Genomic DNA, 24,857 nt, shown 5'->3' on the forward strand with positions numbered 1-24,857 from the left:
GCACCCGGCGCGCGCGAGATGCCCGGCACGCTGGTTGACTGTCACCCGTGTCCGCCGCAACGACCTCGATCGACCTGACGACCGACGTGGTGTCGCTGACCCGGCAGCTGGTCGACATCGAGTCGGTCAGCCGCAACGAGCAGGCGATCGCCGACGCCGTCGAGACCGCACTGCGGGCGCTGCCACATCTCACCGTGACCCGTCGCGGGCACACCGTCGTCGCCCGCACCGAGCTCGGCCGACCGAGCCGCGTGGTGATCGCGGGCCACCTGGACACCGTTCCGGTCAACGGCAACCTCCCCAGCCGGTACGACGAGGCGAACGGCGTCCTGCACGGCTTGGGCACGTGCGACATGAAGGGCGGCGACGCCGTCATCCTCAAGCTCGCCGCAACCGTGCCGGAGCCGGTGCACGACGTCACCTTCGTGCTCTACGAGGCGGAGGAGATCGAGTCCACCTACAACGGCCTGCGGCTGCTGGGGGAGTCCGACCCCGAGCTGCTCGCCGCCGACTTCGCGATCCTGATGGAGCCGTCCAACGCCGGTGTCGAGGCCGGCTGCCAGGGCACCCTGCGCGTCGAGGTCCGCACGACCGGCGAGCGGGCACACTCGGCACGCAGCTGGCGCGGGGTCAACGCGATCCACGGGGCGGCCGAGATCCTCGCGCGGCTCAACGCGTACGAGGCGCGCCGGCCCGTGATCGACGGGCTGGAGTACCACGAGGGGCTCAACGCCGTGGGTATCCGCGGGGGCGTCGCCGGCAACGTGATCCCCGACGAGTGCGTCGTGACCGTCAACCACCGCTTCGCTCCCGACCGGTCCGAGGAGGAGGCGCTCGCCTTCGTGCGCGAGCACTTCGCGGGCTTCGAGGTCACCCTCACCGACACCGCGCCGGGGGCGCTGCCGGGGCTCGACCGCCCGGCCGCCGCGGCCTTCATCGAGGCCGTCGGGGGCGAGGTCGCCCCGAAGTTCGGCTGGACCGACGTGGCTCGCTTCACGGCCCTCGGCGTCCCGGCGGTCAACTACGGACCCGGCGACCCGATGCTCGCCCACAAGCAGGACGAGCACGTCGAGGTCGCGCAGGTCGAGCGATGCGAGCAGCAGCTGCGTTCGTGGCTGCTGGGCGGCACCCGAGCGAACACGGAGGACCAGCGATGACGAGGCGCAGCGGACCCGGACCCCGGCCCAGCGCGGGCCGGCCCGAGGGATCCACCACCGACCAGCGGCTGCTCGACAGCCGCGGCGACAGCGGCTGGGTGCACACCGACCCCTGGCGGGTGATGAAGATCCAGGCCGAGTTCGTCGAGGGCTTCAACGACCTCGCCGAGATCGGCCCGGCGATCTCGGTGTTCGGCTCCGCACGGATCCCGGCCACCCACCCGGCGTACGACATGGGCGTGCGCGTGGGCGCCGCACTGTCGAAGGCGGGCTTCGCCGTGATCACCGGCGGCGGCCCCGGCGCCATGGAGGCAGCCAACAAGGGCGCCACCGAGGCCGGCGGGGAGAGCATCGGCCTCGGCATCGAGCTGCCCTGGGAGGCCAAGCTCAACGACTACGTCACCTTCGGCCTCAACTTCCGGTACTTCTTCGTCCGCAAGATGATGTTCGTCAAGTACAGCCAGGGCTATGTCGTCCTTCCCGGCGGGCTCGGCACCCTCGACGAGCTGTTCGAGGCGATGACCCTCGCCCAGACGCTCAAGATCACCCAGTTCCCGATCGTCCTCATGGGCGTGGAGCACTGGCAGGGACTGATCGACTGGATGCAGGGCTCGATGCTGGAGGACGCGCGGATCAAGCAGACCGACATCGACATGCTCACCCTGACCGACGACGTCGACGAGGCGGTGGCCCTCATGGTGGCCGCCCGCGACCAGCACGGCTGAGGCTCGCCCGTGTCCCATCCGATGATGTGGGTGTTCGCCGTCCTCATCGTGCTGGCGATGGGCGGCGTCGCCCTGCTGGCCGCCGGCCGCGGCGAGCCGATGGCGCCGGCGTACGACGACCGTCCCGACGCCCTCGTCCCCGCGGACCGTCCGCTCGCAGCCGAGGACCTGCGCCGGGTGCGCTTCTCCCTGGCGTTGCGCGGCTACCGGATGACGGAGGTCGACGCCCTGCTCTCGCGGCTGGCGCGGGAGCGGGAGGACGAGGACCCGGCCGGCGCGCCCACGAGCGCGGCGGCACCCTCCGCCCTGGCGCGGGTGATGGCCGAGAGCTGGGCCGCCCGCCACCCCGCGGGCAGCGACATCCTCGACTTCTCGTTCGAGAGCGTCGACCAGGTCGAGTCCTCGCTCGACCAGTGGTCGCGACGGTCCGGGCGCGGTCCGGCGGCGGAGGACGGCGATGTGTGGGCGGCCGGGACCTACCTCGGCGAGGTGCTGGTCCGCGCGGTGCCCGGCGCCCGCTGGGCGCAGCACGCGGACGATGACGGAGTGCCCGTCGTCGCGATGCCCTCGGGCCGGCTCGAGGATCCCATCGGGAGGGCGATGCGGCGCTACGAGGGCGACGAGAGCGACAGCGTGATCCTCTTCGCCGAGGCGGCGCTCGCGGCCGAGGCGCGGGTGCGCTGACGCCGTCGCCGCCGAGGTGCCTGCGCCCGCCGTGGGGCATGAGGGATAATGATCTGGCGCACAGTCGGGTGCACAGGGCGTCCGGCGGATCGCAGAGGTAGTGGAAGAGGGGTGCCGCATGGCGGCGATGAAGCCTCGGACCGGTGACGGTCCGCTCGAGGTCACCAAGGAGGGGCGCGGCATCGTGATGCGCGTCCCGCTCGAGGGTGGTGGCCGACTCGTGGTCGAGCTGAACGCCGAGGAGGCTGCCGCGCTCGGCGACGCGCTCCAGAACGTCCTTGGCTGATCCCGGGCGCCCGGTCCTTCCGGGTCAGGTCTCGCCTCCCGAATTCGCTGCCAGCGAGCTGTTCCCCGGCGCCATCAAGGGCGTCGACGTCGTCGCGCTCCCGGTGCTGCCGGGCGACGAGGGCACGCTGCTCCTGGGGCCGGGAGCCGCTGAGCTGTCCGAGGAGCTCGGCCTCGACCTCGTCGGCATCGCCGAGGTCCACGGCCTGACCGGTGCGACCGCCGAGGTGGCCGTCGTACCGGTGCCGGAGGGCAGCGCGACGAACCCCGCGCTTCGCCTCGTGCTGCTCGTCGGAGTGGGTGCCGCGCGTCCCGTCGACCTGCGCCGTGCCGGCGCGGCGATGGCGAAGGCGGCCCGCGACCGCGGTGCGGTGGCGACCTCGATCCCCGCCGTGGCCGAGGACACCTCGCCCGACGACCCGGTCGCCCTCGAGGCGTTCGTGGCCGGCACGATGCTCGGCTCGTTCGTCTTCCACTGGCGCTCGACCGGTCCCGAGCACCACCCGGTGCGTCGTGTCGTGCTCGCGGGGTCCACGACCGACCGCGCGGCGCTCGAGCGTGCCGTCGCCCTCGGTGGTGCCGGCTGGCGTTCGCGGCTGCTGGCGACGGTTCCCTCGAACCTGAAGAACCCCGCTTGGCTCGCCGAGCAGGCCGAGGAGATCGCCGCGGACAGCGGGCTCGAGGTCCGCATCTGGGACGAGCACGAGCTCGCCCGCGACGGCTTCGGCGGCATCCTCGCCGTCGGTGCGGCCTCGGCGACCCCGCCGCGCCTGATCCGCCTCGACTACGTGCCCCAAGGTGTCTCCGCGCGGGCGGCGAAGAGGCTTCCGGTCGTCGTCCTCGTCGGCAAGGGGATCACCTTCGACTCCGGGGGGCTCTCCATCAAGCCGGCCGCCTCGATGGGCTCGATGAAGCGCGACATGACCGGTGGCGCCGTGGTCCTGGCAGCGATGGCCGCCCTCGCCGACGTCGACTGCCCGGTCCGGGTCGTCGGCCTCGTCGCGGCCGCGGAGAACGCGATCTCCGGGAGCGCGCTACGCCCCGGCGACGTGATCCGCCACCACGGCGGCCGCACCACCGAGGTCGGCAACACCGACGCAGAGGGTCGCCTCGTGCTCGCCGACGCCCTCGCCTACGCCGTCGCGGAGCTCGACCCCGCCGTGGTCGTCGACATCGCCACCCTCACCGGCGCCGTCAAGGTGGCGCTCGGTCAGCAGGTCGGCGGCCTCTTCGCCAGCGACGACGCCCTCGCCGCCGCCCTCGACCGGGCCGGCGAGCGAGCCGGGGAGCCGGTCTGGCGCTTCCCGCTGTACCGCGGCTACGAGGACAAGCTCGCCTCGAAGGTCGCCGACGCGGCCAACGACCCGGGGGGCGCGGGTGCGATCACCGCCGCGCTCTTCCTCCAGCCGTTCGTGGGCGACGTACCGTGGGCACACCTCGACATCGCCTCCGTCGGAGACGTCGAGAAGGAGTGGCACGAGTGGACCGCCGGCCCCTCGGGCTTCGGCTCCCGTCTGCTGCTGTCGTGGCTCGGCTCCGTCGACCCGCTACGGGACATCGGGGCCTGAGGCGCCGACGCCCGGCGCGGGACGGCGCCGCGCGCTCAGTCCGCCTCGGGGACCCACTCCTTCTTCGCGACCAGCAGCCCGTCCCCGACGGGGAGCAGGGCGGGGACGAGGCCGTCCGTCGCCGCGACCTGCTGGACGAGCTCGCGGATGGCGACCGTCTCGTCGTCGCGCTGGGAGGGGTCGGCCACGCGGTCGTGCCACAGGGCGTTGTCGAAGGCGACCACGCCGCCGGGGCGCAGCAGGCGCAGCGCCTCGGCGAGGTAGGCGCCGTACTCGCGCTTGTCGCCGTCGGCGAACACGATGTCGTAGTGGCCGTCGGTCAGCCGGGGGAGGACGTCGAGCGCCGAGCCGGCGATGGTGCGCACCCGCTGCGGAGGGACGCCCGCCTCCTTGAAGGACTCCTTCGCCAGGCGCTGGTGCTCGGCCTCCACGTCGACAGTCGTCAGGACGCCGTCGGGGCGCATGCCCCGCAGCAGCCAGACGCCGGACACGCCGGTGCCGGTGCCGATCTCGACGACGGCTCGCGCCTCGAGCGCGGCCGCGAGGAAGCGCAGGGTCGCGCCCGTGCCGGCGCCGATCGGCGTCACGCCGACCTCCTCCGAGCGGTTCCGCGCCGCCACGAGGACCTCGTCCTCGGTGACATAGGTGTCGGCGAAGGTCCAGCTGGTCGCGTTGATCGGTGTCGGTGCCACGGGTTCACCCTAGAGCGTGCGGGCCCCGCGACCGTGGACCGTCGCCGGGAACACCGGCTCGTCGTCGGTCGTTGGGGCGAATGATGGGAGAGTTCACAGGGAACGCTCAGGACCGACCCCTACCGTGAGAGGAGCCAGGACACCTTGGCGCTGATCCAGCGGAAGAAGGCCACGATGAGGGAGCCCGCCGATCCCCACGCCCTGCCCTCCGGGCCGGGCAGCTCCGAGCCGGGCACGTCCGAGCTCGACTGGGGGCGCATCGTCGAGGAGCACTCCGACCGGGTCTACCGGCTTGCGCTGCGGCTGACCGGCAACCGCCACGACGCCGAGGACCTCACGCAGGAGGTCTTCGTGCGCGTGTTCCGCTCGCTGCACACCTACACGCCCGGCACCTTCGAGGGCTGGCTGCACCGGATCACCACCAACCTGTTCCTGGACCAGGCCCGCCGCAAGCAGCGGATCCGCTTCGACGCCCTCTCCGACGAGCGTGCCGCCCGGCTCGCCAGCGCGTCGCCCGCGCCCGACCTGGCGTACGCCGACCAGACCTTCGAGGACGACGTGGCCGCCGCGCTCGCCGCCCTGCCTCCGGACTTCCGCGCGGCCGTCGTGCTCTGCGACATCGAGGGCCTCAGCTACGAGGAGATCGCGGAGATCCTCGGGGCCAAGCTCGGCACCGTCCGGTCGCGGATCCACCGCGGCCGCGCCCTGCTGCGCGCCGCCCTGTCGCACCGGGCGCCCGCCGCGGGACGGACCCGGTACGCCGGGCCGGCGCCGCTCTCCGTCGGGGGAGCCACCACGTGATCGGCCACCTCGGCAACCGGGTCAGCGCCCTCCTCGACGGTCAGCTCTCCGCCCGGGAGACCGAGGAGGCGTGGGCACACGTCTACAGCTGCCACGCCTGCCGGGACCTCGTCGAGCGCGAAGGCTGGGTGAAGACCCGGCTGGCCGGCCTGTGCGACGGCCAGGGCAGCGCACCCTCCGGCCTCAAGGGATCCCTGCTCAGCATGCCACCGGGCGACGCCCTCCTCGCCGCCCACGAGCCGCCGGGGACGCACCGGCGCGCCACCGGGGCCGTGATGATCGGCGGCAGCGCGGTGGGCGCCGCCATGCTCGGTGTGCTCGCGCTCGGCTTCGCGCCGGGCGGCACGGCCCCCGCCGAGCGCCGGCCCCCGGCGACGCAGATCGACTCCGTCGTCCCGTCGCCGTCGCGGACACCGGGCTCCGGCTCGGCGGACACGCCGGTCCGCGCGCCGGCCGGGAGCAGCAGCCCCGGCCCGGGCAGTCTCGGCGGCCTCGGCGGTGCCGTGCCGGTCCCGCTGCGGATGCTGCCCTGAGCGCCTCCGGGCCCGGCCCGGCCCGTGTGGGCCGGTCGGCCATGATGGACCTGTGAACGACGTGCCCGACCACGACCCCAGCGTGCCTCAGGAGCCCACCGAGCGCCCGGATCCCATCGAGGCGCCCGATCGCCGGGCCGCGCACGACGCCGGTGAGCAGGTCGTGGCCCCGCACGCGCAGTGGGCGCCCCCGGCGCCGGGAGCCTCCTCGCTGCCCGCCGCGGACCGGGCTCACGAGCCGACCGCGCCGCTGCCGGAGCTCTCCCCGCCGCTGCCGCCCCCGGCACCCGCTCCGGCGGGCCGCGCACCCTCCGGTGGCTCCCGGGTGCCCGGGTGGCTGATCCCCGTCGTGGCCGCGGTCGCGCTCGTGGTCGGCCTGGGCGGCGGCCTCCTCGGCGCGCTCGCCTACGACCGGATCTCCGACGACTCCCCGTCCGGCCCCGGCTACTCCGGCGACGGCCTCGCCGGCGTCGACCTGGAGGACGCCCCACCGCTGGCCGCGCCCGGCTCGGTCGCGGAGGTCGCGCAGGCGGTGCTGCCGAGCACCGTGCAGATCATCGCCGAGTACCAGGGGGAGGCGACGGGAGCGAGCGGCTCCGGCTGGGTCCTGGACGGCAACGGCCACATCGTGACCAACAACCACGTGGTCGCGGACGCCGCCACGAACAACGGGCCCATCGTCGTGGTCGACCACGACCGCAACCGGTACGACGCCGAGGTCGTCGGCCGCAGCCCGATCTACGACCTCGCCGTCCTCTACGTCAAGGACCACGAGAAGCTCACCCCCGCCAAGCTCGGGCACTCCACCCAGCTCCAGGTGGGCGAGCCCGTGGTCGCGATCGGGTCGCCGTTGAGCCTGCCCGACACGGTCACCTCCGGCATCGTCAGCTACCTGCACCGCCCGGTCACGACCGGCGACGTCGACTCGCAGTCCTGGATCGACGCGATCCAGACCGACGCCGCCATCAACCCCGGCAACTCCGGTGGGCCGCTGGTCAACCAGAAGGGCGAGGTCGTCGGCGTCAACTCCGCCATCGCCACCGCCGGCGGCGGGTCGATCGACTCCGAGGCCGGGAACATCGGCGTCGGGTTCGCCATCCCGGTCGAGCAGGTCCGAGTCACCGCCGACCAGATCCTGAAGACCGGCAAGGCGCAGTACCCGCTCATCGGGGCCGAGGTGAAGACGGGCGGCGTCCCCTCGGGCGCGGGTGCCGAGATCAGCAAGATCAACGCCGGCAGCCCCGCCGAGGAGGCGGGCCTGCGCAAGGGCGACGTGATCACGCACGTCAACGGCAGCCGCGTGGCCGACGGCAACGCGCTCATCGTCGCGATCCGGACCCATCAGCCGGGCGAGACGATCGAGTTCACGCTCACCCGCGAGTCGGAGGAGAAGAAGGTCCAGGTGACCCTCGACGGCAAGGAGGGCTGAGCGCGACCGAGGAGCCGGGCGGGCTCAGTCGGCGTCGCTCTCCACGAACGGGTGCTCCGCCACGTACTGCTCGGTCTGGCGGTACTGCTGCTTGATGTACTCCTCGAGGCGGCTGCCCTCGACCCGCCACTGCCCGCGCCCGCCGATCTTGATCGCGGGCAGCTCACCACGTCGTACGAGCGCGTAGACCTGGGCACTCGAGGTGTTGAGCACCTCGGCGACGTCGGCGAGCGTCAGGAACCTCGGGCTTTCCATGGGCCCATCGTCGCATCCGCGGGGGCGCGGCGCAGCCGGTGGGACATCGGCGCTGTGGACGAGCAGGTGACGACCGCCCCCGGGCGCTGCATGATGTGCCCGTGTCCAGAGATCTCGGGAGCTCGACGGGCACGTCTGTCCCACCGGCCGCTCGACGGGCGGCCCGGCCGGCGTGGCGTGACCCCAGACTGTGGTTCGGCGTGCTGCTGGTGACCGGCTCGGTCGTCGCCGGTGCGCGGCTGCTGGCCGCCGCCGACGACACGGTGACGGTGTGGGCGGTGGCCGGTGAGCGCGGCGCCGGCACGCCGGTCGCCGCCGGCGACCTGGTGGTGCGACGGGTGCGGTTCGCCGACGACGCGACGCTGAGCCGCTACTTCGCGGCCGACCGGCCCGTGCCCGACGACCTCGTCCTGGTCCGCGGGGTCGGCGACGGCGAGCTGCTGGCGCGCTCGGCCGTGGGGGCCGCCGAGGAGCAGGCCGTGCTGCGGGTGCCGTTGGAGGTGGCTCCGCACCGGGTCCCGCCCGATGTCTCCGCCGGGTCGGTCGTCGACGTCTGGCTCACCGACGGCGCGGGCCCGCCGGCGGCCCCGGCCTCCGCGGGCACGGACGAGGGAGCGGAGGGTGGGCGGGACCGCCCGGCAGGGCCGGCACTCAGCGGCGTCACGGTCGTGGCCGCGCCTCCGTACGACGACGCCTTCGCCGTCAGCGGCTCCCGCCAGCTGGTCGTGGCCGTCGCCGACGACGACGCGGTCGCCTTCGAGCAGCTGCTCGGACAGCTGCAGGACCCGGTGATCCGGATCCTGCAACGGTCGTGAGGCCCACGTGTCCGGCGTGACGGTCGTCCTGCTGGTGTCCTCCGGGGCCGCCTGGGAGCCCCGGGCGCTGAGCGCGCTCAACGACCATCCCGGCACGGTGCTCCTGAAGCGCTGCGTGGACGTCGCGGACCTCCTCGCCGCTGCGCGCACCGGACAGGCCGAGGTCGCCGTGCTCCCCGCCGACCTCCCCGGCCTCGACCAGAATGTCGTCGACGACCTGCAGCAGCACGGCGTCCGCGTCGTCGGGATGGCCGCGGATCCGGAGCTGGCGCAGCCGCGCGCCGCGCGGATCGGCGTCGTCACCGTCGTCGCCGACGATCGGGCAGCCGAGCTGGGGGAGCTCGTCGTCGCGCTGCCCGCCCACCCGGCCGGGTCCGCGGTGGCGACGCCGTCCGCGCCGACCGGAGAGGCGAGCGCACCGACTGCCGAGCGCGGTCCGGTCGGGCAGCAGCCACCCGGTCGGGTGGTGGCCGTGTGGGGCGCCGGCGGGGCGCCGGGCCGCACGACCCTGGCGTGCGGCCTGGCCGGGGAGCTGGCGCGCCGGGGGTTGACGACCCTGCTCGTGGACGCCGACCCCCACGGCGGCGCGGTGGCCCAACAGCTGGGGATCCTCGACGAGGTCTCCGGGCTGCTCTCCGCCGCGCGGCTGGCGGGTGCGGGCACGCTCGACCAGCGCTTCGCGTCCGTGCAGCGCCGCGTCTCCGACCACCTGCGGGTGCTCACCGGCCTGCCCCGCCCGGACCGCTGGGTGGAGCTGCGGCCCGGCCTGCTCACCGCCATCGTCGACCGCGCCCGTCAGGACGGGCAGGTGGTCCTCGACACCGGCTTCAGCCTCGAGCCGGACCTCGGCGAGCTCGCCGGCCGAGCCGAGCGCAACGGCCTCACCCGGGAGGCGGTCCAGCTCGCCGACGAGCTGGTGCTGGTCGGCTCGGCCGACCCGGTCGGCCTGGCCCGCCTGGCACGGGCCATCGTGGACCTCCACGAGCTGGTCCCGGACGCGCGGGTGCGGGTGGTCGTCAACCGGATGCGCCCGACGCTCGGGTGGCGCGAGGCCGACGTGCGGGCCATGCTCGCCGGGTTCGGGCCTCCTCGGGAGGTGCACTTCCTGCCCGAGGACCAGGCCGCGGTGGACCGGGCCGTGGTCGCCGGCCGCCTCCTCGTCGAGACCGGCGACGGAGCGCTGACCCGTGCCCTCGGGCGGGTCCTCGACGCGATGGCCGAGGCGCCGGCCCTCAGGCGCTGAAGAGCAGGAAGAGACCGCCGGCGGTGAAGCCCACCATCACCGCCAGCAGCGGCAGCTGGCCGGTGATCTGGTCGCGCTTCGGCAACAGGGACAGGGCCCGGTCGTGCGCGGCGACCGCCGCGACCACGTGCCCGGCCACCACGGCCAGCACCTTGATCGTCGCCAGGACCTCCGGGTGGTAGGAGAACCAGTACGACGGCTCCACCGCGGCCGTGCCGAGCATATCCCAGCCCCGGCCGAGCGGGTCGCTGGCCCGGGCGAGCGTCTGGGTGCCCACGTCGATGAACAGCGTCAGGTAGTGGGCGACGATGTAGCCGAGGATGATCGGCACGATGGAGTGGGCGTACCGGCGTGGCAGCTCGCCGCGCGCGACCCCGGCCGGCGACGGCGTCAGCGCGCTGCCGACGGCGAAGAGGGCACCGGCGGCGACGCAGAACGCGAGCAGGGCGACGTTGTCGAGCAGCACCTTGCTGACCGAGGCGTTCTGGAAGGTCTTGACCCAGAACTCCGACTCGGCGAAGGAGTCGAACGCAGTGCTGCCGAAGAGCACCGCCACGACGGCGACCAGGCCGGGCTTCGAGGCGACCGTGGACAGGTTCGCCAGGGGGCTGCGGACGACGAGCCGGCCCTCGACGCGCGCCCAGGGGGACAGCTTCGCGATGAGCGAGGAGTACACCTCGAACGGGTCGGCGTTCTCGTAGAAGCGGTTGCCGAACACGGCGCCGCCGATGAGCATCGCTCCGACGTACACGGCGCACCACAGCCGCACCGAGCCGAGCTCGGTGGGCGAGCTGGAGGCCAGCTCCAGCCAGACGAAGGCATACAGGCCCAACGCGGCCGGCCAGTAGCCGAGCCGGTCGGGATAGCTCAGCAGGCCCTCCTCCGGGTCGCTGCCCGACAGCCGGGCGATGGCGGCGTTGATCGTCCGCACCGGGCTGATCGCGCGCCACACGGGCCCGAGGAGCGCCGAGGCGAAGACGAGCGCCACCCACCACCAGACGTAGACGATGCCGAAGAAGGGGTTGGTCAGTGAGTCCTCGCCGAACACCGCCGTGAACGCCGCGAACAGTGCGAGGACCATGCCGAGGGTGCGCAGCCCCACCCGGAAGGCCGTGGACCCGGTGACCGCGTCGAGCAGGGCCGGCGCGGGCCGGCCGGGGAAGGCGCCGCCGTCGTACCGCGGACGCCGCCAGGCCACGACGAGGACGGTGAAGGAGACGACCAGTGCGGCGACCGCTCCGGACACCGCCAGCTCGAGCGAGATCGGCAGGTCGGCTTGACCGCCGATGCCGTGGGCTTCGACGGTCCCGGATCCGGGGGTCATCGGACTTCGAGCTGCACGATGATCTGCGGCGGGTCGTGCGACTCGACCTCGATCACGCCGGGCCGGTCGATGGAGATCGGGATCGTGGTCGTCCCCACCTCGTAGGCGAACTCCTGCTCGGGGTCGGAGTGCATGTGCAGCGAGCCGGCGACATCCGAGGTCACCACGAGGTCGATCGGCTGGCCCGTGGAGACCTCGACCCGGTCGCCCTTCGGGGTGATCGCCCCGTCCTCGACCGTGACGTCGACGACGACCTTCTCCTCGGAGCCCGCCTTCTCGTCGGAGCCGCACGCGGTGGCGGCGCCGAGGAGCGTGATCCCGGCGAGCGCCGCGCCGACGATGCGCAGCCGCTGCATGGTTCCTCCTGTCGCAGAACACCCGCGGACGGATCCGCGGATGGTCGATGTTGTCTGCCAGAATCTCACGTGATCCCAAGACGGCCGGATGGGGCCGGCCGTCGATCGTCCGGGGATCGGTCGAGAGGCTGGAGAAGCGACGTGGTTGATCGGGTACGACCGCGCGACCTGACGTTCCTCGAGCAGGAGACGCCGCAGACGCCGCAGCACAACGCGACCATCGAGATCTTCGACCCCGGCGAGGGCGCCGACGCGTTCGACCACGCCCGGCTCGTGGAGCTGATCCGCGACCGCATCGCGTTCGTGCCGCGCTACCGCCAGCGGCTGCAGGCCGTGCCGGGCCACCTGGCGAACCCGGTGTGGGTCGACGACGAGGGCTTCGACCTCGGCTTCCACGTACGACGCTCGGCGCTGCCGCGCCCCGGCACCTCCGCGCAGCTGCTCGAGCTGGTCTCGCGCATCGTGTCCCGCCCGCTCGACCGCAGCCGGCCGCTGTGGGAGATGTACTTCGTGGAAGGCCTCGAGGGCGGCCGGGTCGCGTTGCTCTCCAAGACCCACCAGGCGCTCGTCGACGGCGTGCACACCGTCGACCTGGGCCAGCTGCTGCTCGACCTCCAGCCCGACCCGCGCGAGCTCGAGCCCGACGACTGGCGGCCGCGACGCGCGCCGAACCCGGCGAACCTGCTCGCCGCCGCCGTGCAGGACAACCTGACCGACCCTGGGGAGCTGCTCGACACCGTGCGCACCGGCTCTCGCGCCCTCGCTCGCACGGCGGACCGGCGCAGCGAGCGGGTCCGCTCCTTCCTCGCCGCGGCGACCGGCCGTCGCCCGAAGGCGAAGGGCGTCATCAGCGGGCCGCTGTCCCAGCAGCGCCGCGTGGTCACCGTCGAGACCCGGCTGGCCGACTACCGGCGGGTGCGCGAGGCCCACGGCGGCACGGTGAACGACGTGATCCTCGCGACCGTCACCGGCGCGCTCCGCGCGTGGCTGATGACCCGCGCGGAGTCCCTCGGCGGGCTGCGGCAGGTCCGTGCCGTCGTCCCGGTGTCGGTCATCGACGAGGAGCTCGAGGCCACCTCGCTCGGCAGCCAGATCGCCGCGCACTTCGTCGACCTGCCGGTGGGAGAGCCGAGCCCGGTCGTGCGCCTGCACCAGGTCTCCTACTCCTTCCAGGCGCACAAGGACACCGGTCGAAGCGTCGCCGCCAACCGGCTCGCCGGGATCGCCGGCTTCGCCCCGACGACCTTCCACGCGATCGGGTCCCGGGTGGCGTCAGTGGAGCTGCGCCGCGGATACCAGCTCTCCGTCACGAACGTCCCCGGCCCCCAGACACCGCTGTACGCCGCGGGGGCGCGCATGCTGGCGAGCTATCCCGTCCCCCCGCTCACGCCCGGCCACCCGCTGGCGATCGGCGTCACGTCGTACGACGGCGGGGTCTACTACGGCATCACCGCCGACCGCGACTGGATCCCGGACGCGGAGCTGCTCGGCTCCTGCCTGCGCGACGCGCTCGACGAGCTCGTGGACCTGTCCTCGGCGAGCCGGCAGCGGGCACCCCGCGGGCGGCGTACGGGCAAGGCGCCGACCCGGTCCAGCGCGCGGGGGTCGACGGAGGACGAGCCGACCTGAGTGCGACGATGGTGTCGTGATCCCGCTTCATCTCGGTGCCCTGCACCCCGTCGAGCAGATCGCGACGATCGTGCTCGCGTTCGGCCCGTTCGTGGTGCTGGGGATCGTGATCGCCGTCCGTCGCCGCGCCGAGGGCGACGACGAGCTCGACGGCGCCGACGACCGCGAGTGACGGCCTAACCCAGCCCACCGACGGGGCTAGCGGCTGCTGAGCCACTCCTTGCCGGTGCGCTCCTCGGCGCGCAGAGCGCTGCCGAGCAGCTTGGCCAGTAGCTCCTCGATCTTGCCGGCCACGAGGGGGATCTTGACCTTGATCTCCAGGTCCACGGTCTCGGTCGTCACGCCGCCGGCCTCGACGAGGGTCGCGGTGCCCTTGATCTCGCCCGGCTTGCCGGGGATCCCGACGGTGACGGTCGCCTTGAGCGGGCTCGACCAGGTCTCGGTCTGCACGATCGTGGTGGTGTCGCCGACGAGCTTCTTCGCGAAGGACGGGACCCGGTCGGTCGGCTGCTCCATCTCGATCCGCACGGCCTTGGCGTCGACGTTGCCCTCGATCTCGACGGCGTACGACGTCGCGCGCTGGTTGCGGCACACGGTCTCCCGGAAGACCGGGTCGGACAGCATGGCCGCGACCTCGATCGCCGGGGCCTCGTAGGTCATCTCGTGCACCAGTCGTGTCGCCATCTCAGCGCTCTCCCTTCAGCCATGCCGTGCCCACCGCGTGCTCCACGGTGAGTCCGGCGTCGATGTTGTCGGCCATCAGCCTCTCCAGCTTGCCGGCGACCAGGGGGACCTTGACGGTGACGTCGAGGTCCAGGGCGTAGGTGGTCCCGGCTCCGTCACCGGTGAGCCGCACGGTCCCCGTGGCCCGGGTGGGCTTGCCGGGCGCGGTGATCTCGACCGTCCCCGACGAGGGGTCCGCCCACTCCTCGCGGACCACGGCCCGCGTGGTGTCGCCGGCGATCTTCTTCGCGATCGCGGGCAGCCCGGCGGTGTCCTGCACCTGGTCGCTGACCAGGGTGAAGCCGGCGCCGTCGGGCGTGACGGTCACGTCGATGGACACGACGTCCTGGGCGGCGCCGACCTTCCGCCGGAAGTCGGGGTCCGCGAGCATCGCGAACACCTCCGCCGGAGGGGCGTCGTAGGCGAGCTCTCGGCTGTATCGCATACGAGACATCATGTCGCATCCGCCGGTTGTGAGGGGTCACGGCGAGGTCCTAGTGTCGAGGTGTGTCAACGACGACGCTGCCGCCCTCGGCACAGGGGGCTGACCGTGACCGCATCTTCGAGCAGGCCGCCGCGGCGGCCGGGCCGGCCAAGGGATCCGGGGCCCCACCGCGCGACGCGCTGCCGGCCCTCCTCCCGGCCTACTACCGGCACGTGGCCACCGAGGAGCTCGCGGCGCGCAGCGACCTCGACGTGTACGGCGCCTTCGCGTCGCACCACCACCTGGCGCTCGAGCGGGCCCCAGGACAGGCGAAGGTGCGCGTCCACACTCCGACGGTCGCCGAGAACGGCTGGTCCGCCGGCAGCCACTCCGTCGTGGAGGTCGTCGTCGACGACATGCCCTTCCTGGTCGACTCGCTGACGATGGAGCTCTCGCGAGGGCTGCACGACGTGCGCACGGTCGTCCACCCGACGTTCGACGTACGCCGTGACGCGGCGGGCCGCCTGCTGTCAGCGGAGCCCGTCGCATCGGGCTCCGCGGCGCCCGCCGAGGGTGCGGTCCGCGAGTCGTGGATGCACATCGAGATCGGCCGCCTCAGCGGCGAGGGCGACGACTCTCCGGAGCGGGTCGCGGCCGACTGCCGTCGCGTGCTCGGCGACGTCCGTGCGGCCGTCGAGGACTGGCCGGCCATGCAGGACCGGGTCTCCGAGGTGGTCGCCTCCCTGGCGTCCGACCCGCCTCCTCTCGACGCCGAGGAGGTCCGGCAGGGCGCCGAGCTGCTCGGCTGGCTCGCCGACGAGCACTTCACCTTCCTCGGCTACCGCGAGTACGTCCTGGACCGGATGGCGGTGGACGGTGAGGGGGAGGACGACGTGCTGCGCCCCGTTCCCGGCACCGGCCTGGGCATCCTGCGCGAGAGTCCGGCGGAGGGCGACACCTCGGTCGCGTTCAGCCGGCTGCCGGACGCCGTGCGCGCCAAGGCGCGGGAGAAGCGGCTCCTGGTGCTGGCGAAGGCCAACTCCCGGTCGACCGTGCACCGTCCGGCCTATCTCGACTACGTCGGCGTCAAGACCTTCGGGCCCGACGGTGAGGTCGTGGGGGAGCGACGCTTCCTCGGCCTGCTGTCGAGCGCCGCCTATACCGAGTCGCTGCTGCGGATCCCCCTGCTGCGCGAGAAGGTCGACGAGGTGCTGGAGCGCGGCGGCTACGACGCCCGCAGCCACGACGGTGCGGCGCTGCTCGACACGCTCGAGACCTATCCGCGCGACGAGCTGTTCCACACGCCGGTCGACGAGCTGGCCCCGATCGTCGAAGCCGCCATGCAGGCCCGGGAGCGACGGGCCGTGCGCCTGTTCATCCGCCGCGACACCTACGCGCGCTATCTCTCGGTCCTCGTCTACCTTCCGCGCGACCGCTACAACACCAACGTCCGGCACCGCTTCGTGCAGATCCTCACCGAGCAGATCGGCAAGGGCCGGATCGGCCCGGAGTCGGTCGAGTTCAACGTGAGCATCAACGAGTCCACGACCGCCCGCGTGCACTTCGTCGTCCACCTGCCCAAGGGCGAGCTGATCCCCGACGACATCGACACCGCCGACCTGGAGCGGCGCCTGGTCGAGGCCTCTCGATCGTGGCAGGAGGACTTCCTGCAGGCCGTCATCGCCGAGTACGGCGAGGAGGTCGGCGCATTGCTGGGCCGCCGCTACCTCGACGCCTTCCCCGAGGCCTACAAGGAGGACTTCACCCCGCGCACCGCCGCGGTCGACCTAGGTCGGATCGAGGGCATCCAGGGGGAGGAGGGCCGCGACCAGTCGCTGTACGCCGAGGTGGACGCCGCCGACGGCGAGGCCCGGCTCAAGATGTTCCGGGTCGGCGAGCCGCTGTCGCTCAGCGCGATCCTGCCGATGCTCTCCTCCATGGGTGTCGAGGTGGTCGACGAGCGGCCCTACGAGCTGACCGGACTGGACCGCGTCACCCACATCTACGACTTCGGCCTGCGCTACGGCGAGGCGCTCCCCGACCACGCCCGCGAGCTGTTCTCCGCGGCCATGCGGGCGATGTGGGACGGCTACACCGAGGTCGACGGCTTCAACCGGCTGGTGCTGCGCGCCCAGCTGACCTGGCGCCAGGCGATGCTGCTGCGCGCCTACGCGAAGTACATGAAGCAGGGCAACAGCCCGTTCGCGGTGGACTCCATCGAGCAGGCGCTGGTCGACAACGTCGACCTCGCGCAGCTGCTGGTGGCGCTCTTCGAGGTGCGCTTCGACCCCGGTGCCGACGAGAGCCGCGCGGAGCGGGAGGAGGCGCTCGTCGAGCGGATCCGTGCCGCCCTGGACGACGTGGTCAGCCTCGACCACGACCGGATCCTGCGCTCCTACCTGACCCACATCCGCGCGACGCTGCGGACCAACTACTTCCAGGTCGAGCGGGGCGCCCCCAAGCCGTACCTCTCCCTCAAGCTGGAGCCCTCGGCGATCCCGGACCTGCCCGAGCCCCGGCCGCGGTTCGAGATCTTCGTGTACTCGCCGCGGGTCGAGGGCGTGCACCTGCGCTTCGGCGCGGTCGCCCGCGGCGGCCTGCGCTGGTCGGACCGACGCGACGACTTCCGCACCGAGATCCTGGGTCTGGTCAAGGCCCAGATGGTCAAGAACACGGTGATCGTCCCGGTCGGCGCCAAGGGCGGCTTCTACGCCAAGCAGCTGCCCGACAGCTCGGACCGCGAGGCCTGGCTGGCCGAGGGCATCGCCTGCTACACGACCTTCATCCGCGGCCTGCTCGACGTCACCGACAACCTCGTCGGGGGCGAGACGGTGCCGCCGCCGGACGTGGTCCGCCATGACGCCGACGACTCCTACCTGGTGGTCGCTGCGGACAAGGGCACGGCCACGTTCTCCGACATCGCCAACGGCGTCGCGGCCGACTACGACTTCTGGCTCGGTGACGCCTTCGCCAGCGGCGGCTCCGTCGGCTACGACCACAAGGCGATGGGCATCACCGCCAAGGGCGCCTGGGTGTCGGTGCGCCGCCACTTCCGGGAGATGGGGATCGACTGCCAGAGCGAGGACATCACCGTCGTCGGCATCGGGGACATGTCGGGCGACGTGTTCGGAAACGGGATGCTCTGCTCGCAGCACATCCGGCTCGTGGCGGCCTTCGACCACCGCGACATCTTCCTCGACCCGGAGCCCGACGCCGCGGCGTCGTACGCCGAGCGCCAGCGGCTGTTCGCCCTGCCGCGCTCGAGCTGGCAGGACTACGACACGACGCTGATCTCGCCCGGCGGCGGCGTGTACTCCCGCAGCGCCAAGTCGATCCCGATCAGCCCGCAGGTGCGCTCCGCGCTCGGGCTGGCAGACGACGTGCGCCAGCTGACGCCGGCCGAGCTGATGCGGGCGATCCTCCTCGCGCCCGTCGACCTGCTCTGGAACGGCGGGATCGGAACCTACGTGAAGGCGTCGACCGAGACCCATGCCGAGGCGGGGGACAAGTCGAACGACGCGATCCGCGTCGACGGCGGCGAGCTGCGCGTGCGCTGCGTCGGCGAGGGCGGCAACCTCGGCTTCACCCAGCGCGGACGCATCGAGTACGCACTCGCCGGCGGCCGGATCAACACCGACTTCATCGACAACTCCGCGGGCGTGGACACCTCCGACCACGAGGTGAACCTCAAGATCCTGCTCGACCGCGTGGTGGCTGCCGGCGACCTGACGGGCAAGCAGCGCAACGAGCTGCTCGCCTCGATGACCGACGAGGTGGCGGAGCAGGTGCTGCGCGACAACTACGAGCAGAACCTCGCCCTGGCCAATGCGGCGAAGAACGCGGTGTCCCTGCTGCACGTGCACGAGCAGTGGATGCGCGACCTCGAGTCCCGGGGACTGCTGGACCGCGAGCTCGAGGCGCTGCCGTCGAGCCGCGAGGTGGCGCGCCGGATCGAGGCCGGCGCGACGCTCACCCAGCCCGAGCTGGCGGTGCTCATGGCCTACACGAAGATCGTGCTGGCTGAGGAGCTGCTGTCCTCCGACCTGCCGGAGGACGGCTATCTCGAGCTCGACCTCCAGTCGTACTTCCCGGCTCCGGTCCAGGCCGGCTTCATGGACCAGATCGGGCAGCACCCGCTGCGCCGGGAGATCATCGTGACCCAGGTCGTCAACGACCTCGTCAACGGTGCCGGCATGACCTACTGGCCGCGGCTCGCGGCGGAGACCGGCGCCAGCGCCGCCGAGCTCACGCGCGCCAACTTCGTGGCCCGGGAGATCTTCGGATCGCTCGAGCTGCGCCGGGAGCTGGAGCAGTACGACAACGTCCTCGACGCCGCGGTGCAGACCCGGATGCGGGTGGAGATGCGCACGCTCGTCGAGCGGGCGTCGCGTTGGCTGGTGACCAACCGCCGCCCGCCGCTCGACAGCCAGGGCAACGTGGAGCTCTTCGCCGCGCCGGTCCAGGAGGCGATGCTCGAGCTGCCCCAGCTCCTGACCGGCGCCGAGCTGGCGGCGTACGAGGCTCGGCGCACGCTGCTGGTCGACCAGGGGGTGCCGGAGGACCTCGCGTCCCGGGTCGCCTCCTTCGACGTGGCCTACACCCTGCTCAACGTCGTCGAGATCGCCGACAGCCACGAGCTGCCTCCGTCCGAGGTGGCTCGGGTCCACTTCGCGCTGGGGGAGCGGCTGGGCCTGTCGGTGCTCCAGCAGCGGATCGTCGACCTGCCCCGGGCCGACCAGTGGCAGACCATGGCCCGGGCCGCGCTGCGTGACGACCTGCACGCGGTGCACGCCCAGCTGACCGCGCAGGTGCTCGCGGCGACGGCGGCGGACTCGGCGGCCGACCGGGTCGCGGCCTGGGACGCGGCGTCCGGTGGCGTCGTCGAGAAGGCCGTGGGTGCCCTGCGCGCGGTCTGCGCCGACGAGCCTGCCGACATCGCGAAGGTGTCCGTGGGCCTGCGGATGGTGCGCGGCCTGCTGGCCTGAGCCGCCTCGGCGTCGAGGGTTCACCAAGATCGACTAGGGTCGCCCGCGATGACTACTGCCATCCGGGTCAGCGGACTGACCAAGAGCTATGGGGACCTGGTCGCCGTCGACCAGGTCGACCTCGAGGTCGCCGAGGGCGAGTTCGTCGGCGTCCTCGGTCCCAACGGCGCGGGCAAGACCACGCTGCTGGAGATGATCGAGGGGCTGCGGCGACCCGATGCCGGCGGTGTCCAGGTGCTGGGCGAGCCCGTGTGGCCGCGCAACCCACGGCTCCAACCACGCATCGGCGTGCAGCTGCAGGCCTCGTCCTTCTTCGAGCGGCTGACCGCGCGCGAGCAGATCCGCACCTTCGCCAGCCTGTACGGCGTGGGGCAGGCCACCGCCGACGCGTGGCTGGAGCGGGTGGGCCTCTCGGACAAGGCCGCGAGCCGGGTCGAGGACCTGTCCGGTGGTCAGGCCCAGCGGCTGTCCATCGCGTGCGCGCTGGTGCACGATCCCGAGCTGGTGTTCCTCGACGAGCCGACCGCCGCCCTCGACCCGCAGGCGCGGCGCAACCTGTGGGACCTGCTCTCGTCGATCAACGACAGCGGGCGCACGGTCGTGCTGACGACCCACTACATGGACGAGGCGGAGGTCCTCTGCGACCGGGTCGCCGTGATGGACCACGGCCGGATTCTGCAGTTCGACACGCCGGCCGCGCTCGTTCGCGGACTGGACGCACCGGCGCGGATCCGCGTCGCCCCGGGCGCGCTCACTCTCGACCAGGCCGCCGCGATCGCCGGGGTCACCGAGACCCGCGAGGACGCCGACGGCGTCGTGCTCGTGACGCGGGAGCCCGCCGGGGTGATCGGTGCGCTCGCCGCCGGGTCCCATCTCGACGGGGTCACCGTGCAGACCGGCACCCTGGAGGACGTCTTCCTCTCCCTGACCGGACGGGAGTACCGCGCATGAGCCGGGCCGGGCGCGGCTCCCAGCAGTCGGCGTTCTGGGCCCTGTCCGTGGCCATCATGCGCGGGTTCGTGCGCGACCGTGCCGCGGTGTTCTTCGCCGTCGTCTTCCCGCTGATGTTCCTCGTCCTCTTCGGCGGCATCCTCGGCAACCAGGACCAGTCGAAGGTCGACCTGATCCAGGTCGGCGCGGTGCCGCTGGTCGACGACCTGCCCGACGAGGCCGCGGAGGCCTTCGCCGACACCTTCGAGGTCGCCGAGGAGGACGACCTCGACGCGGCCCTCGAAGAGGTTCGCAAGGGTGACGCCGACGTGGCGATCGAGCAGCGGGGAGACCGCCTGGTCGCCCACTACACGCAGACCGACCAGGTGAAGGCCGCCGTCACCCAAGGCACGCTGCGCGCCTTCGTGGACGGCGCCAACGTCGCCGCGACCGGCCAGCCCCCGGCGTACTCCTTCACGGCGGAGCGGGTCGAGGACGAGTCGCTGTCGGTGATCCAGTTCGTCACCCCCGGTCTGCTCGGCTGGGCCGTCGCGATGAGTGCGGCCTTCGGCTCCGCGGCGACCCTGCAGGGCTGGCGGCAGTCGAAGCTGCTGCGCCGTCTCCAGCTCGCCCCCGTCGGCACGGGCACGATCGTCGCAGCCCGGGTCGCGGTCACCCTGCTCATCGCGTTCGGGCAGCTGGCCATCTTCCTCGGCCTGGGTGCCGCCGCGTTCGGGCTGACCCTGACCGGCTCGTGGTGGATGTCGGTCCCGCTGGTCGCGGTCGGCACCTTGTGCTTCATGGCCATCGGGCTGCTCGCCGGCGCGCTGGCCAAGACCACGGAGGGAGCGGTCAACCTCGCCAACTTCCTGGTCCTCCCGATGGCCTTCCTCAGCGGCTCCTTCTTCCCGCTCGACGGCGCCCCCGCGTGGCTGCAGCGGCTCTCGGACCTGCTGCCGCTCAAGCACTTCAACTCCGGCATGCTCGACGTCATGGTGCGCGGGGAGGGGCCGTCCGCAGCACTTCTTCCGCTGGGGATCCTGGCCGGCTTCGCCGTGGTGGTGACCCTGCTCGCCGCCCGGCTGTTCCGCTGGGAGACGACCTGACGGCGGGCACGGGGCGCGGCGACGGCCTAGGGTGACGGGCGTGGAGCTGCACGACGTCCTGCGCGAGCTCGTCAGCGAGCACGGCGCCGGGATCCTCGAGGACGCCGACGGGTTCCGCGGCATCCTCGACGACGTCCTCACCGAGGAGCAGGCGACGGTCGGGGACATCAACCTGCTCGTCGACGCCGTCCGCTTCGGGGTCCTGGGTCCGCTCGACCACATGGTCGCCGGCGGCGCGGACCCGGCGCGCGCCGTCGAGGAGGTCGGCGCGCGCCTCGCTCGCGACCGCGGCAGTGCCGACCACGCCGCGGCGAGCTGGGCCGCGGCCGTGCTGGGGTACGCCGTGGGCGCGGTGACCGCGACCGTCGTGACGCGATACCGCTCCGCCCGGCCGGCCGGCGCTCCCTTGCCCCCGCCCGTGCCCCCGCCCGTGCCCCCGCCCGTGCCCCCGCCGCCTGCGCCGGTGGCGGCGTACTCGCCGCCCAGCGCCTGGCCCGCGCCCGCCGCCCACCCGGCACCGTTCTCCGTCCCGGCGCGTCCGCGCGGCCGAGGACCGGGCGTCTGGGTCGCTGCGGCCGTCGCGGGGCTGGTCCTGCTCGCGGGGGCCGTCGCCGGAGCGGTGGTCCTGGCGGGGGGCGGCGAGCGCGGGCCCCGGTCCGGGGAGTCCGAAGGAGCCCCGACGCTGGCCGTCGACGTCGCCCCGGACGCGCTCGACGAGCGCTACGACGCCCTTGCGAGCTCGATCTCCCACGGCGCCTCCGACTGCGAGGCGCTCGACCCCGCCGGCGGCGAGACGGAGGTGGTGCGGTGCACCGTCAGCACCGGCACGCTGCGGTTGGTCACCTACGCCGACGAGGACGCGCTGCGCGCCGCCCGGACCACCCGGCTCGACTATCGCGCGGGCACCCTGACGGCCGACAACGACACGACCTCGCTCTACCAGTACGACCCCGAGCGCGGCGGCACCTCCGACCCGGCGGTCGTCTACTGGGACAGCCTGGCCGCCCTCCAGTCGGCGACCCTCGAGGGCGAGGGCACCGCGACCATCGACGCCGTGGTGGCGAGCTTCACCACGACCTCGCCGCGGGTCACGGAGCCGACGGCTCCGGCCCACCTGAAGCTGCGGGAGTTCATCGACATCAACATGAGCGCCGCGGCCTGCACCCGGCAGCGCACCTTCTTCGCCGGCGAGACGGAGGAGAGCAGCTGCGAGTCCGGCGTCGACGGGGTCGCGGTCACGGTCGGGCGCTACACCACGCGCAAGCAGATGAAGGCCGACCGGCGCTACTACAAGGGCCGGTTCGCGGCGGCCGCCACGCAGGGCGGGAGCGGGACCTGGCGCTTCGGCGAGGGCGAGGCCGAGGGCGGCTACTTCGCCTACCGCGAGGCCGACGGCGAGACCGCGACCCTCTACTGGGACTGGGACGCCGAGGACTGCCACTGCTACGGCGTCGCCTGGAGCTTCGAAGGCGACCTCGACAAGCTCGAGCGCTGGTGGCCCTCCGACGAGTGACCCCGACCCGGCTCAGGCCCCGGGCGACGGCACCGTGTCGACGAGGTCGGGACGACGCGCGCCGGCGATGCCGTTGCGCACCAGGACGGCCATCGTGGTGTCGTCCCCGCCGACCAGCGCCGGCTCGGCCAGCCACGACGGCAGCTGCTCGCGCACCCAGTCCAGCCCGCGCTCGCGGGTGAACTCCAGGAGCTGCTCGCCGGTCTGACGCCACCACCCCTGCGCGTCGACCCGGGAGCGTCCGAAGCCGTCGGAGCACAGGAAGGCCAGGGCGGCGCGCTCGGCCGCCCCGTCCACGACGCCGACCCGGAGCGCGTCGAGCGGCCGCGGCTGGCACAGGGAGCTGGTGTGCACCCCGTCCAGGTCGGGGTCCTCCGGAAGCGGCCGCGACGCGACGCCGTCGGCCGAGACCAGCACCGAGTCCCCGTCGCCGATCTGGAGGAAGACCATCACCTCGCCCGCCGCCGCCGCGGCCAGGATCGTCGACCCGTAGGCGCGGAGCGGGTCGGCGGAGGCGCCGAGCTCCTCCTCGGCGGGGGAGAAGGGGTTCGCCGCGAGGTGGTGCTCGACCTTCGCGGTCCAGGTGCCGACCAGGCCCGCGCCCGCCCGTACGACGAGGTCGCGGGCGTTCTCGTCCGCCGCCTGCAGGTCGGGGAGGATCCGGCGCAGCTCCTCCACCGCGCTCACGACCGCGAGCGCGGCACCGGTGTCGCTGCGGAAGTGCTGCTCGTGGCCGTGCCCGTCGGCGACCGCCAGCACGGCGTGCCCGCCCGTCGGGTCGGTCCAGGTCAGCACCGCGTCCTGGAGGGGCAGCTGGTCGCGCACGTGGACCGAGCCGATCGTCGTACCGGACAGCGTGGTCCAGCCCGGGCCGGCCGTGGGCCGGTCTGTCATCCCAGCGTGCTCCAGACCGGGTCGCCGATCGGGCTCGGCGGGACCGCGGTCATGCCGGAGCCGGGGCCGACCACGGGCCGCGAGGCCACCTTGCTGGCGGCCTTCGACGCCCACACGATGTACTCGACGAGCTGCTCGGGGTTGTCGGCCCTCAGCAGGGGCACCTCCTCGTCGCCGATGAACCGGCGCAGGGAGTGCATGTCGGCGTCGCGGCCCACGCCCAGGGCCAGGCGGACCGCCGTGGCGCCCCAGCGGTTGTTGAGCAGGGACTGCAGGCCCTCGGCGAAGGTGGTCCCGCTGCTCTGGGTGGGACGGCCGTCGGACACCAGGATGATCGCGGGCGGGAAGGCGCTCTGGGCCTCGTCGAGATGGTCGAGCGCCCCGGCGAGCGTCTGCAGCGCGCTGCCGAGCTCGGTGAAGCCGCGGGGCACGGCCTCCAGCCGGGTCCAGTGGATCCGGTCGACGGGAGTCGGCTCCTCGATGATCCACTGCGGCTCATTGGCGAACGCGAGCACCCGCACGAGCAGCTCGGCGTGCGGGTTCGCGCGCGCCTCGTCCTTCAGGTGCGGCAGGACCTCGGTCATGGCGTTGTTGAGGGCCTGGATCCGCCCGCCGCGCAGCATCGAGCCGGACACGTCGAGCACGAAGACGAAGTGCAGCGGCTTGCGCGCGAGGGCCCCGCCGAGCCGGTCGCTCATCCGTCTCCTCCTGCCTTGGTGCCCACGCGGGCCGCGGGGTCGGGTTTCAACCTTCCCCGAACTGCTCAGGTTATAGCCTGTCACGGTT

Annotated in this window: 24 protein-coding genes; 16 read left to right on the forward strand and 8 right to left on the reverse strand. The window is 73.1% G+C overall.

Annotated elements, in window-relative coordinates:
• The first annotated feature begins 47 nt into the window (after positions 1–47).
• The 5 genes from dapE to ACJ5H2_RS06645 all read left to right on the forward strand — a co-directional run bounded on the left by dapE (position 48) and on the right by ACJ5H2_RS06645 (position 4,419).
• The gene (dapE, locus tag ACJ5H2_RS06625; protein ID WP_408898776.1) at positions 48–1,157 is read left to right on the forward strand and encodes a succinyl-diaminopimelate desuccinylase; all 1,110 of its coding nucleotides are present in this window, start codon (positions 48–50) and stop codon (positions 1,155–1,157) included.
• Entirely contained in the window at positions 1,154–1,882 is a 729-nt protein-coding gene (locus tag ACJ5H2_RS06630) for a TIGR00730 family Rossman fold protein (RefSeq protein ID WP_408898777.1), read from the forward strand. Before dapE ends, ACJ5H2_RS06630 begins: the two co-directional genes overlap by 4 nt.
• 9 nt (positions 1,883–1,891) lie before the next feature.
• Positions 1,892–2,566, forward strand: coding sequence for a DUF6278 family protein (locus ACJ5H2_RS06635; protein WP_408898778.1), 675 nt, complete (start codon positions 1,892–1,894; stop codon positions 2,564–2,566).
• 118 nt (positions 2,567–2,684) lie between these two features.
• On the forward strand, positions 2,685–2,852 hold the full coding sequence (locus ACJ5H2_RS06640) for a DUF3117 domain-containing protein (RefSeq protein ID WP_408898779.1): 168 nt from the start codon (positions 2,685–2,687) through the stop codon (positions 2,850–2,852).
• On the forward strand, positions 2,845–4,419 hold the full coding sequence (locus tag ACJ5H2_RS06645; RefSeq protein WP_408898780.1) for a leucyl aminopeptidase family protein: 1,575 nt from the start codon (positions 2,845–2,847) through the stop codon (positions 4,417–4,419). The genes ACJ5H2_RS06640 and ACJ5H2_RS06645 overlap by 8 nt, the downstream gene beginning before the upstream one ends.
• Before the next feature lie 35 nt (positions 4,420–4,454).
• Here ACJ5H2_RS06645 and ACJ5H2_RS06650 read toward each other — a convergent pair whose 3' ends face one another.
• The gene (locus ACJ5H2_RS06650) at positions 4,455–5,111 is read right to left on the reverse strand and encodes an O-methyltransferase (RefSeq protein ID WP_408898781.1); all 657 of its coding nucleotides are present in this window, start codon (positions 5,109–5,111) and stop codon (positions 4,455–4,457) included.
• 174 nt (positions 5,112–5,285) lie between these two features.
• On the opposite strand from ACJ5H2_RS06650, the gene sigE reads away from it, so the two are divergent.
• The 3 genes from sigE to ACJ5H2_RS06665 are packed head-to-tail and all read left to right on the forward strand — an operon-like array spanning position 5,286 to position 7,874.
• Positions 5,286–5,912, forward strand: a complete 627-nt coding sequence (gene sigE, locus ACJ5H2_RS06655; protein ID WP_408898782.1) for an RNA polymerase sigma factor SigE — start codon at positions 5,286–5,288, stop codon at positions 5,910–5,912.
• Entirely contained in the window at positions 5,909–6,445 is a 537-nt protein-coding gene (locus ACJ5H2_RS06660) for an anti-sigma factor family protein (RefSeq protein WP_408898783.1), read from the forward strand. The genes sigE and ACJ5H2_RS06660 overlap by 4 nt, the downstream gene beginning before the upstream one ends.
• Positions 6,446–6,497: 52 nt before the next feature.
• Entirely contained in the window at positions 6,498–7,874 is a 1,377-nt protein-coding gene (locus ACJ5H2_RS06665; RefSeq protein WP_408898784.1) for a S1C family serine protease, read from the forward strand.
• A 24-nt stretch (positions 7,875–7,898) separates the two neighbouring features.
• Here ACJ5H2_RS06665 and ACJ5H2_RS06670 read toward each other — a convergent pair whose 3' ends face one another.
• Positions 7,899–8,129, reverse strand: coding sequence for a helix-turn-helix domain-containing protein (locus tag ACJ5H2_RS06670; protein ID WP_408898785.1), 231 nt, complete (start codon positions 8,127–8,129; stop codon positions 7,899–7,901).
• Between the two features lie 200 nt (positions 8,130–8,329).
• Here ACJ5H2_RS06670 and ACJ5H2_RS06675 point away from each other — a divergent pair, with 200 nt between their 5' ends.
• Positions 8,330–8,944: a hypothetical protein gene (locus ACJ5H2_RS06675; RefSeq protein WP_408898786.1), complete on the forward strand. Its 615-nt coding sequence runs from the start codon at positions 8,330–8,332 to the stop codon at positions 8,942–8,944.
• Between the two features lie 16 nt (positions 8,945–8,960).
• Positions 8,961–10,187: a CpaE family protein gene (locus ACJ5H2_RS06680; protein ID WP_408898787.1), complete on the forward strand. Its 1,227-nt coding sequence runs from the start codon at positions 8,961–8,963 to the stop codon at positions 10,185–10,187.
• Here ACJ5H2_RS06680 and ACJ5H2_RS06685 read toward each other — a convergent pair.
• Entirely contained in the window at positions 10,177–11,511 is a 1,335-nt protein-coding gene (locus ACJ5H2_RS06685; RefSeq protein ID WP_408898788.1) for a hypothetical protein, read from the reverse strand. The genes ACJ5H2_RS06680 and ACJ5H2_RS06685 overlap by 11 nt on opposite strands.
• Entirely contained in the window at positions 11,508–11,867 is a 360-nt protein-coding gene (locus tag ACJ5H2_RS06690; protein WP_408898789.1) for a hypothetical protein, read from the reverse strand. Before ACJ5H2_RS06690 ends, ACJ5H2_RS06685 begins: the two co-directional genes overlap by 4 nt.
• 141 nt (positions 11,868–12,008) lie before the next feature.
• On the opposite strand from ACJ5H2_RS06690, the gene ACJ5H2_RS06695 reads away from it, so the two are divergent.
• Positions 12,009–13,496 (forward strand): WS/DGAT/MGAT family O-acyltransferase, encoded by a 1,488-nt coding sequence (locus ACJ5H2_RS06695; RefSeq protein WP_408898790.1) that lies wholly within the window; start codon positions 12,009–12,011, stop codon positions 13,494–13,496.
• A 16-nt stretch (positions 13,497–13,512) separates the two neighbouring features.
• Entirely contained in the window at positions 13,513–13,668 is a 156-nt protein-coding gene (locus ACJ5H2_RS06700) for a hypothetical protein (RefSeq protein WP_408898791.1), read from the forward strand.
• Positions 13,669–13,694: 26 nt separating this feature from the next.
• On the opposite strand, the gene ACJ5H2_RS06705 is transcribed toward ACJ5H2_RS06700, so the two are convergent.
• Complete coding sequence (locus tag ACJ5H2_RS06705; RefSeq protein ID WP_408898792.1) at positions 13,695–14,180, reverse strand: DUF2505 domain-containing protein; 486 nt, start codon at positions 14,178–14,180, stop codon at positions 13,695–13,697.
• Position 14,181: 1 nt separating this feature from the next.
• Complete coding sequence (locus tag ACJ5H2_RS06710) at positions 14,182–14,664, reverse strand: DUF2505 domain-containing protein (protein WP_408898793.1); 483 nt, start codon at positions 14,662–14,664, stop codon at positions 14,182–14,184.
• A gap of 62 nt (positions 14,665–14,726) precedes the next feature.
• Between ACJ5H2_RS06710 and ACJ5H2_RS06715 the strand changes: the two genes are divergently transcribed.
• From ACJ5H2_RS06715 to ACJ5H2_RS06730, 4 genes are read left to right on the forward strand one after another with little or no spacing between them, the layout of a single operon-like run.
• Positions 14,727–19,628 carry an NAD-glutamate dehydrogenase gene (locus ACJ5H2_RS06715; RefSeq protein ID WP_408898794.1) on the forward strand — a complete coding sequence of 1,634 codons (4,902 nt, stop codon included), beginning with the start codon at positions 14,727–14,729 and terminating at the stop codon, positions 19,626–19,628.
• Between the two features lie 48 nt (positions 19,629–19,676).
• Positions 19,677–20,579 (forward strand): ABC transporter ATP-binding protein, encoded by a 903-nt coding sequence (locus ACJ5H2_RS06720; RefSeq protein WP_408898795.1) that lies wholly within the window; start codon positions 19,677–19,679, stop codon positions 20,577–20,579.
• Entirely contained in the window at positions 20,576–21,664 is a 1,089-nt protein-coding gene (locus tag ACJ5H2_RS06725; RefSeq protein ID WP_408898796.1) for an ABC transporter permease, read from the forward strand. The genes ACJ5H2_RS06720 and ACJ5H2_RS06725 overlap by 4 nt, the downstream gene beginning before the upstream one ends.
• A 40-nt stretch (positions 21,665–21,704) precedes the next feature.
• Positions 21,705–23,177, forward strand: coding sequence for a hypothetical protein (locus tag ACJ5H2_RS06730; RefSeq protein WP_408898797.1), 1,473 nt, complete (start codon positions 21,705–21,707; stop codon positions 23,175–23,177).
• Positions 23,178–23,189: 12 nt separating this feature from the next.
• Here the strand turns inward: ACJ5H2_RS06730 and ACJ5H2_RS06735 are convergent, their stop codons facing one another.
• Together ACJ5H2_RS06735 and ACJ5H2_RS06740 are read right to left on the reverse strand one after the other, a co-directional pair.
• On the reverse strand, positions 23,190–24,071 hold the full coding sequence (locus tag ACJ5H2_RS06735) for a protein phosphatase 2C domain-containing protein (protein ID WP_408898798.1): 882 nt from the start codon (positions 24,069–24,071) through the stop codon (positions 23,190–23,192).
• Positions 24,068–24,769 (reverse strand): vWA domain-containing protein, encoded by a 702-nt coding sequence (locus ACJ5H2_RS06740; RefSeq protein WP_408898799.1) that lies wholly within the window; start codon positions 24,767–24,769, stop codon positions 24,068–24,070. Before ACJ5H2_RS06740 ends, ACJ5H2_RS06735 begins: the two co-directional genes overlap by 4 nt.
• Positions 24,770–24,857: the final 88 nt, after the last annotated feature.

Source organism: Nocardioides pymetrozini (assembly GCF_046058985.1).
In the GTDB taxonomy this organism is placed as follows: Bacteria; Actinomycetota; Actinomycetes; order Propionibacteriales; family Nocardioidaceae; genus Nocardioides.

Excerpts from the sequence above, each read along its gene's own strand:
- ACJ5H2_RS06630 (WP_408898777.1), top strand. The coding sequence starts at position 1,154 with ATGACGAGGCGCAGCGGACCCGGACCCCGGCCCAGCGCGGGCCGGCCC.
- ACJ5H2_RS06640 (WP_408898779.1), top strand. The coding sequence starts at position 2,685 with ATGGCGGCGATGAAGCCTCGGACCGGTGACGGTCCGCTCGAGGTCACC.
- sigE (WP_408898782.1), top strand. The coding sequence starts at position 5,286 with ATGAGGGAGCCCGCCGATCCCCACGCCCTGCCCTCCGGGCCGGGCAGC.
- ACJ5H2_RS06670 (WP_408898785.1), bottom strand. The coding sequence starts at position 8,129 with ATGGAAAGCCCGAGGTTCCTGACGCTCGCCGACGTCGCCGAGGTGCTC.
- ACJ5H2_RS06685 (WP_408898788.1), bottom strand. The coding sequence starts at position 11,511 with ATGACCCCCGGATCCGGGACCGTCGAAGCCCACGGCATCGGCGGTCAA.
- ACJ5H2_RS06690 (WP_408898789.1), bottom strand. The coding sequence starts at position 11,867 with ATGCAGCGGCTGCGCATCGTCGGCGCGGCGCTCGCCGGGATCACGCTC.
- ACJ5H2_RS06705 (WP_408898792.1), bottom strand. The coding sequence starts at position 14,180 with ATGGCGACACGACTGGTGCACGAGATGACCTACGAGGCCCCGGCGATC.
- ACJ5H2_RS06710 (WP_408898793.1), bottom strand. The coding sequence starts at position 14,664 with ATGCGATACAGCCGAGAGCTCGCCTACGACGCCCCTCCGGCGGAGGTG.
- ACJ5H2_RS06720 (WP_408898795.1), top strand. The coding sequence starts at position 19,677 with ATGACTACTGCCATCCGGGTCAGCGGACTGACCAAGAGCTATGGGGAC.
- ACJ5H2_RS06725 (WP_408898796.1), top strand. The coding sequence starts at position 20,576 with ATGAGCCGGGCCGGGCGCGGCTCCCAGCAGTCGGCGTTCTGGGCCCTG.
- ACJ5H2_RS06735 (WP_408898798.1), bottom strand. The coding sequence starts at position 24,071 with ATGACAGACCGGCCCACGGCCGGCCCGGGCTGGACCACGCTGTCCGGT.
- ACJ5H2_RS06740 (WP_408898799.1), bottom strand. The coding sequence starts at position 24,769 with ATGAGCGACCGGCTCGGCGGGGCCCTCGCGCGCAAGCCGCTGCACTTC.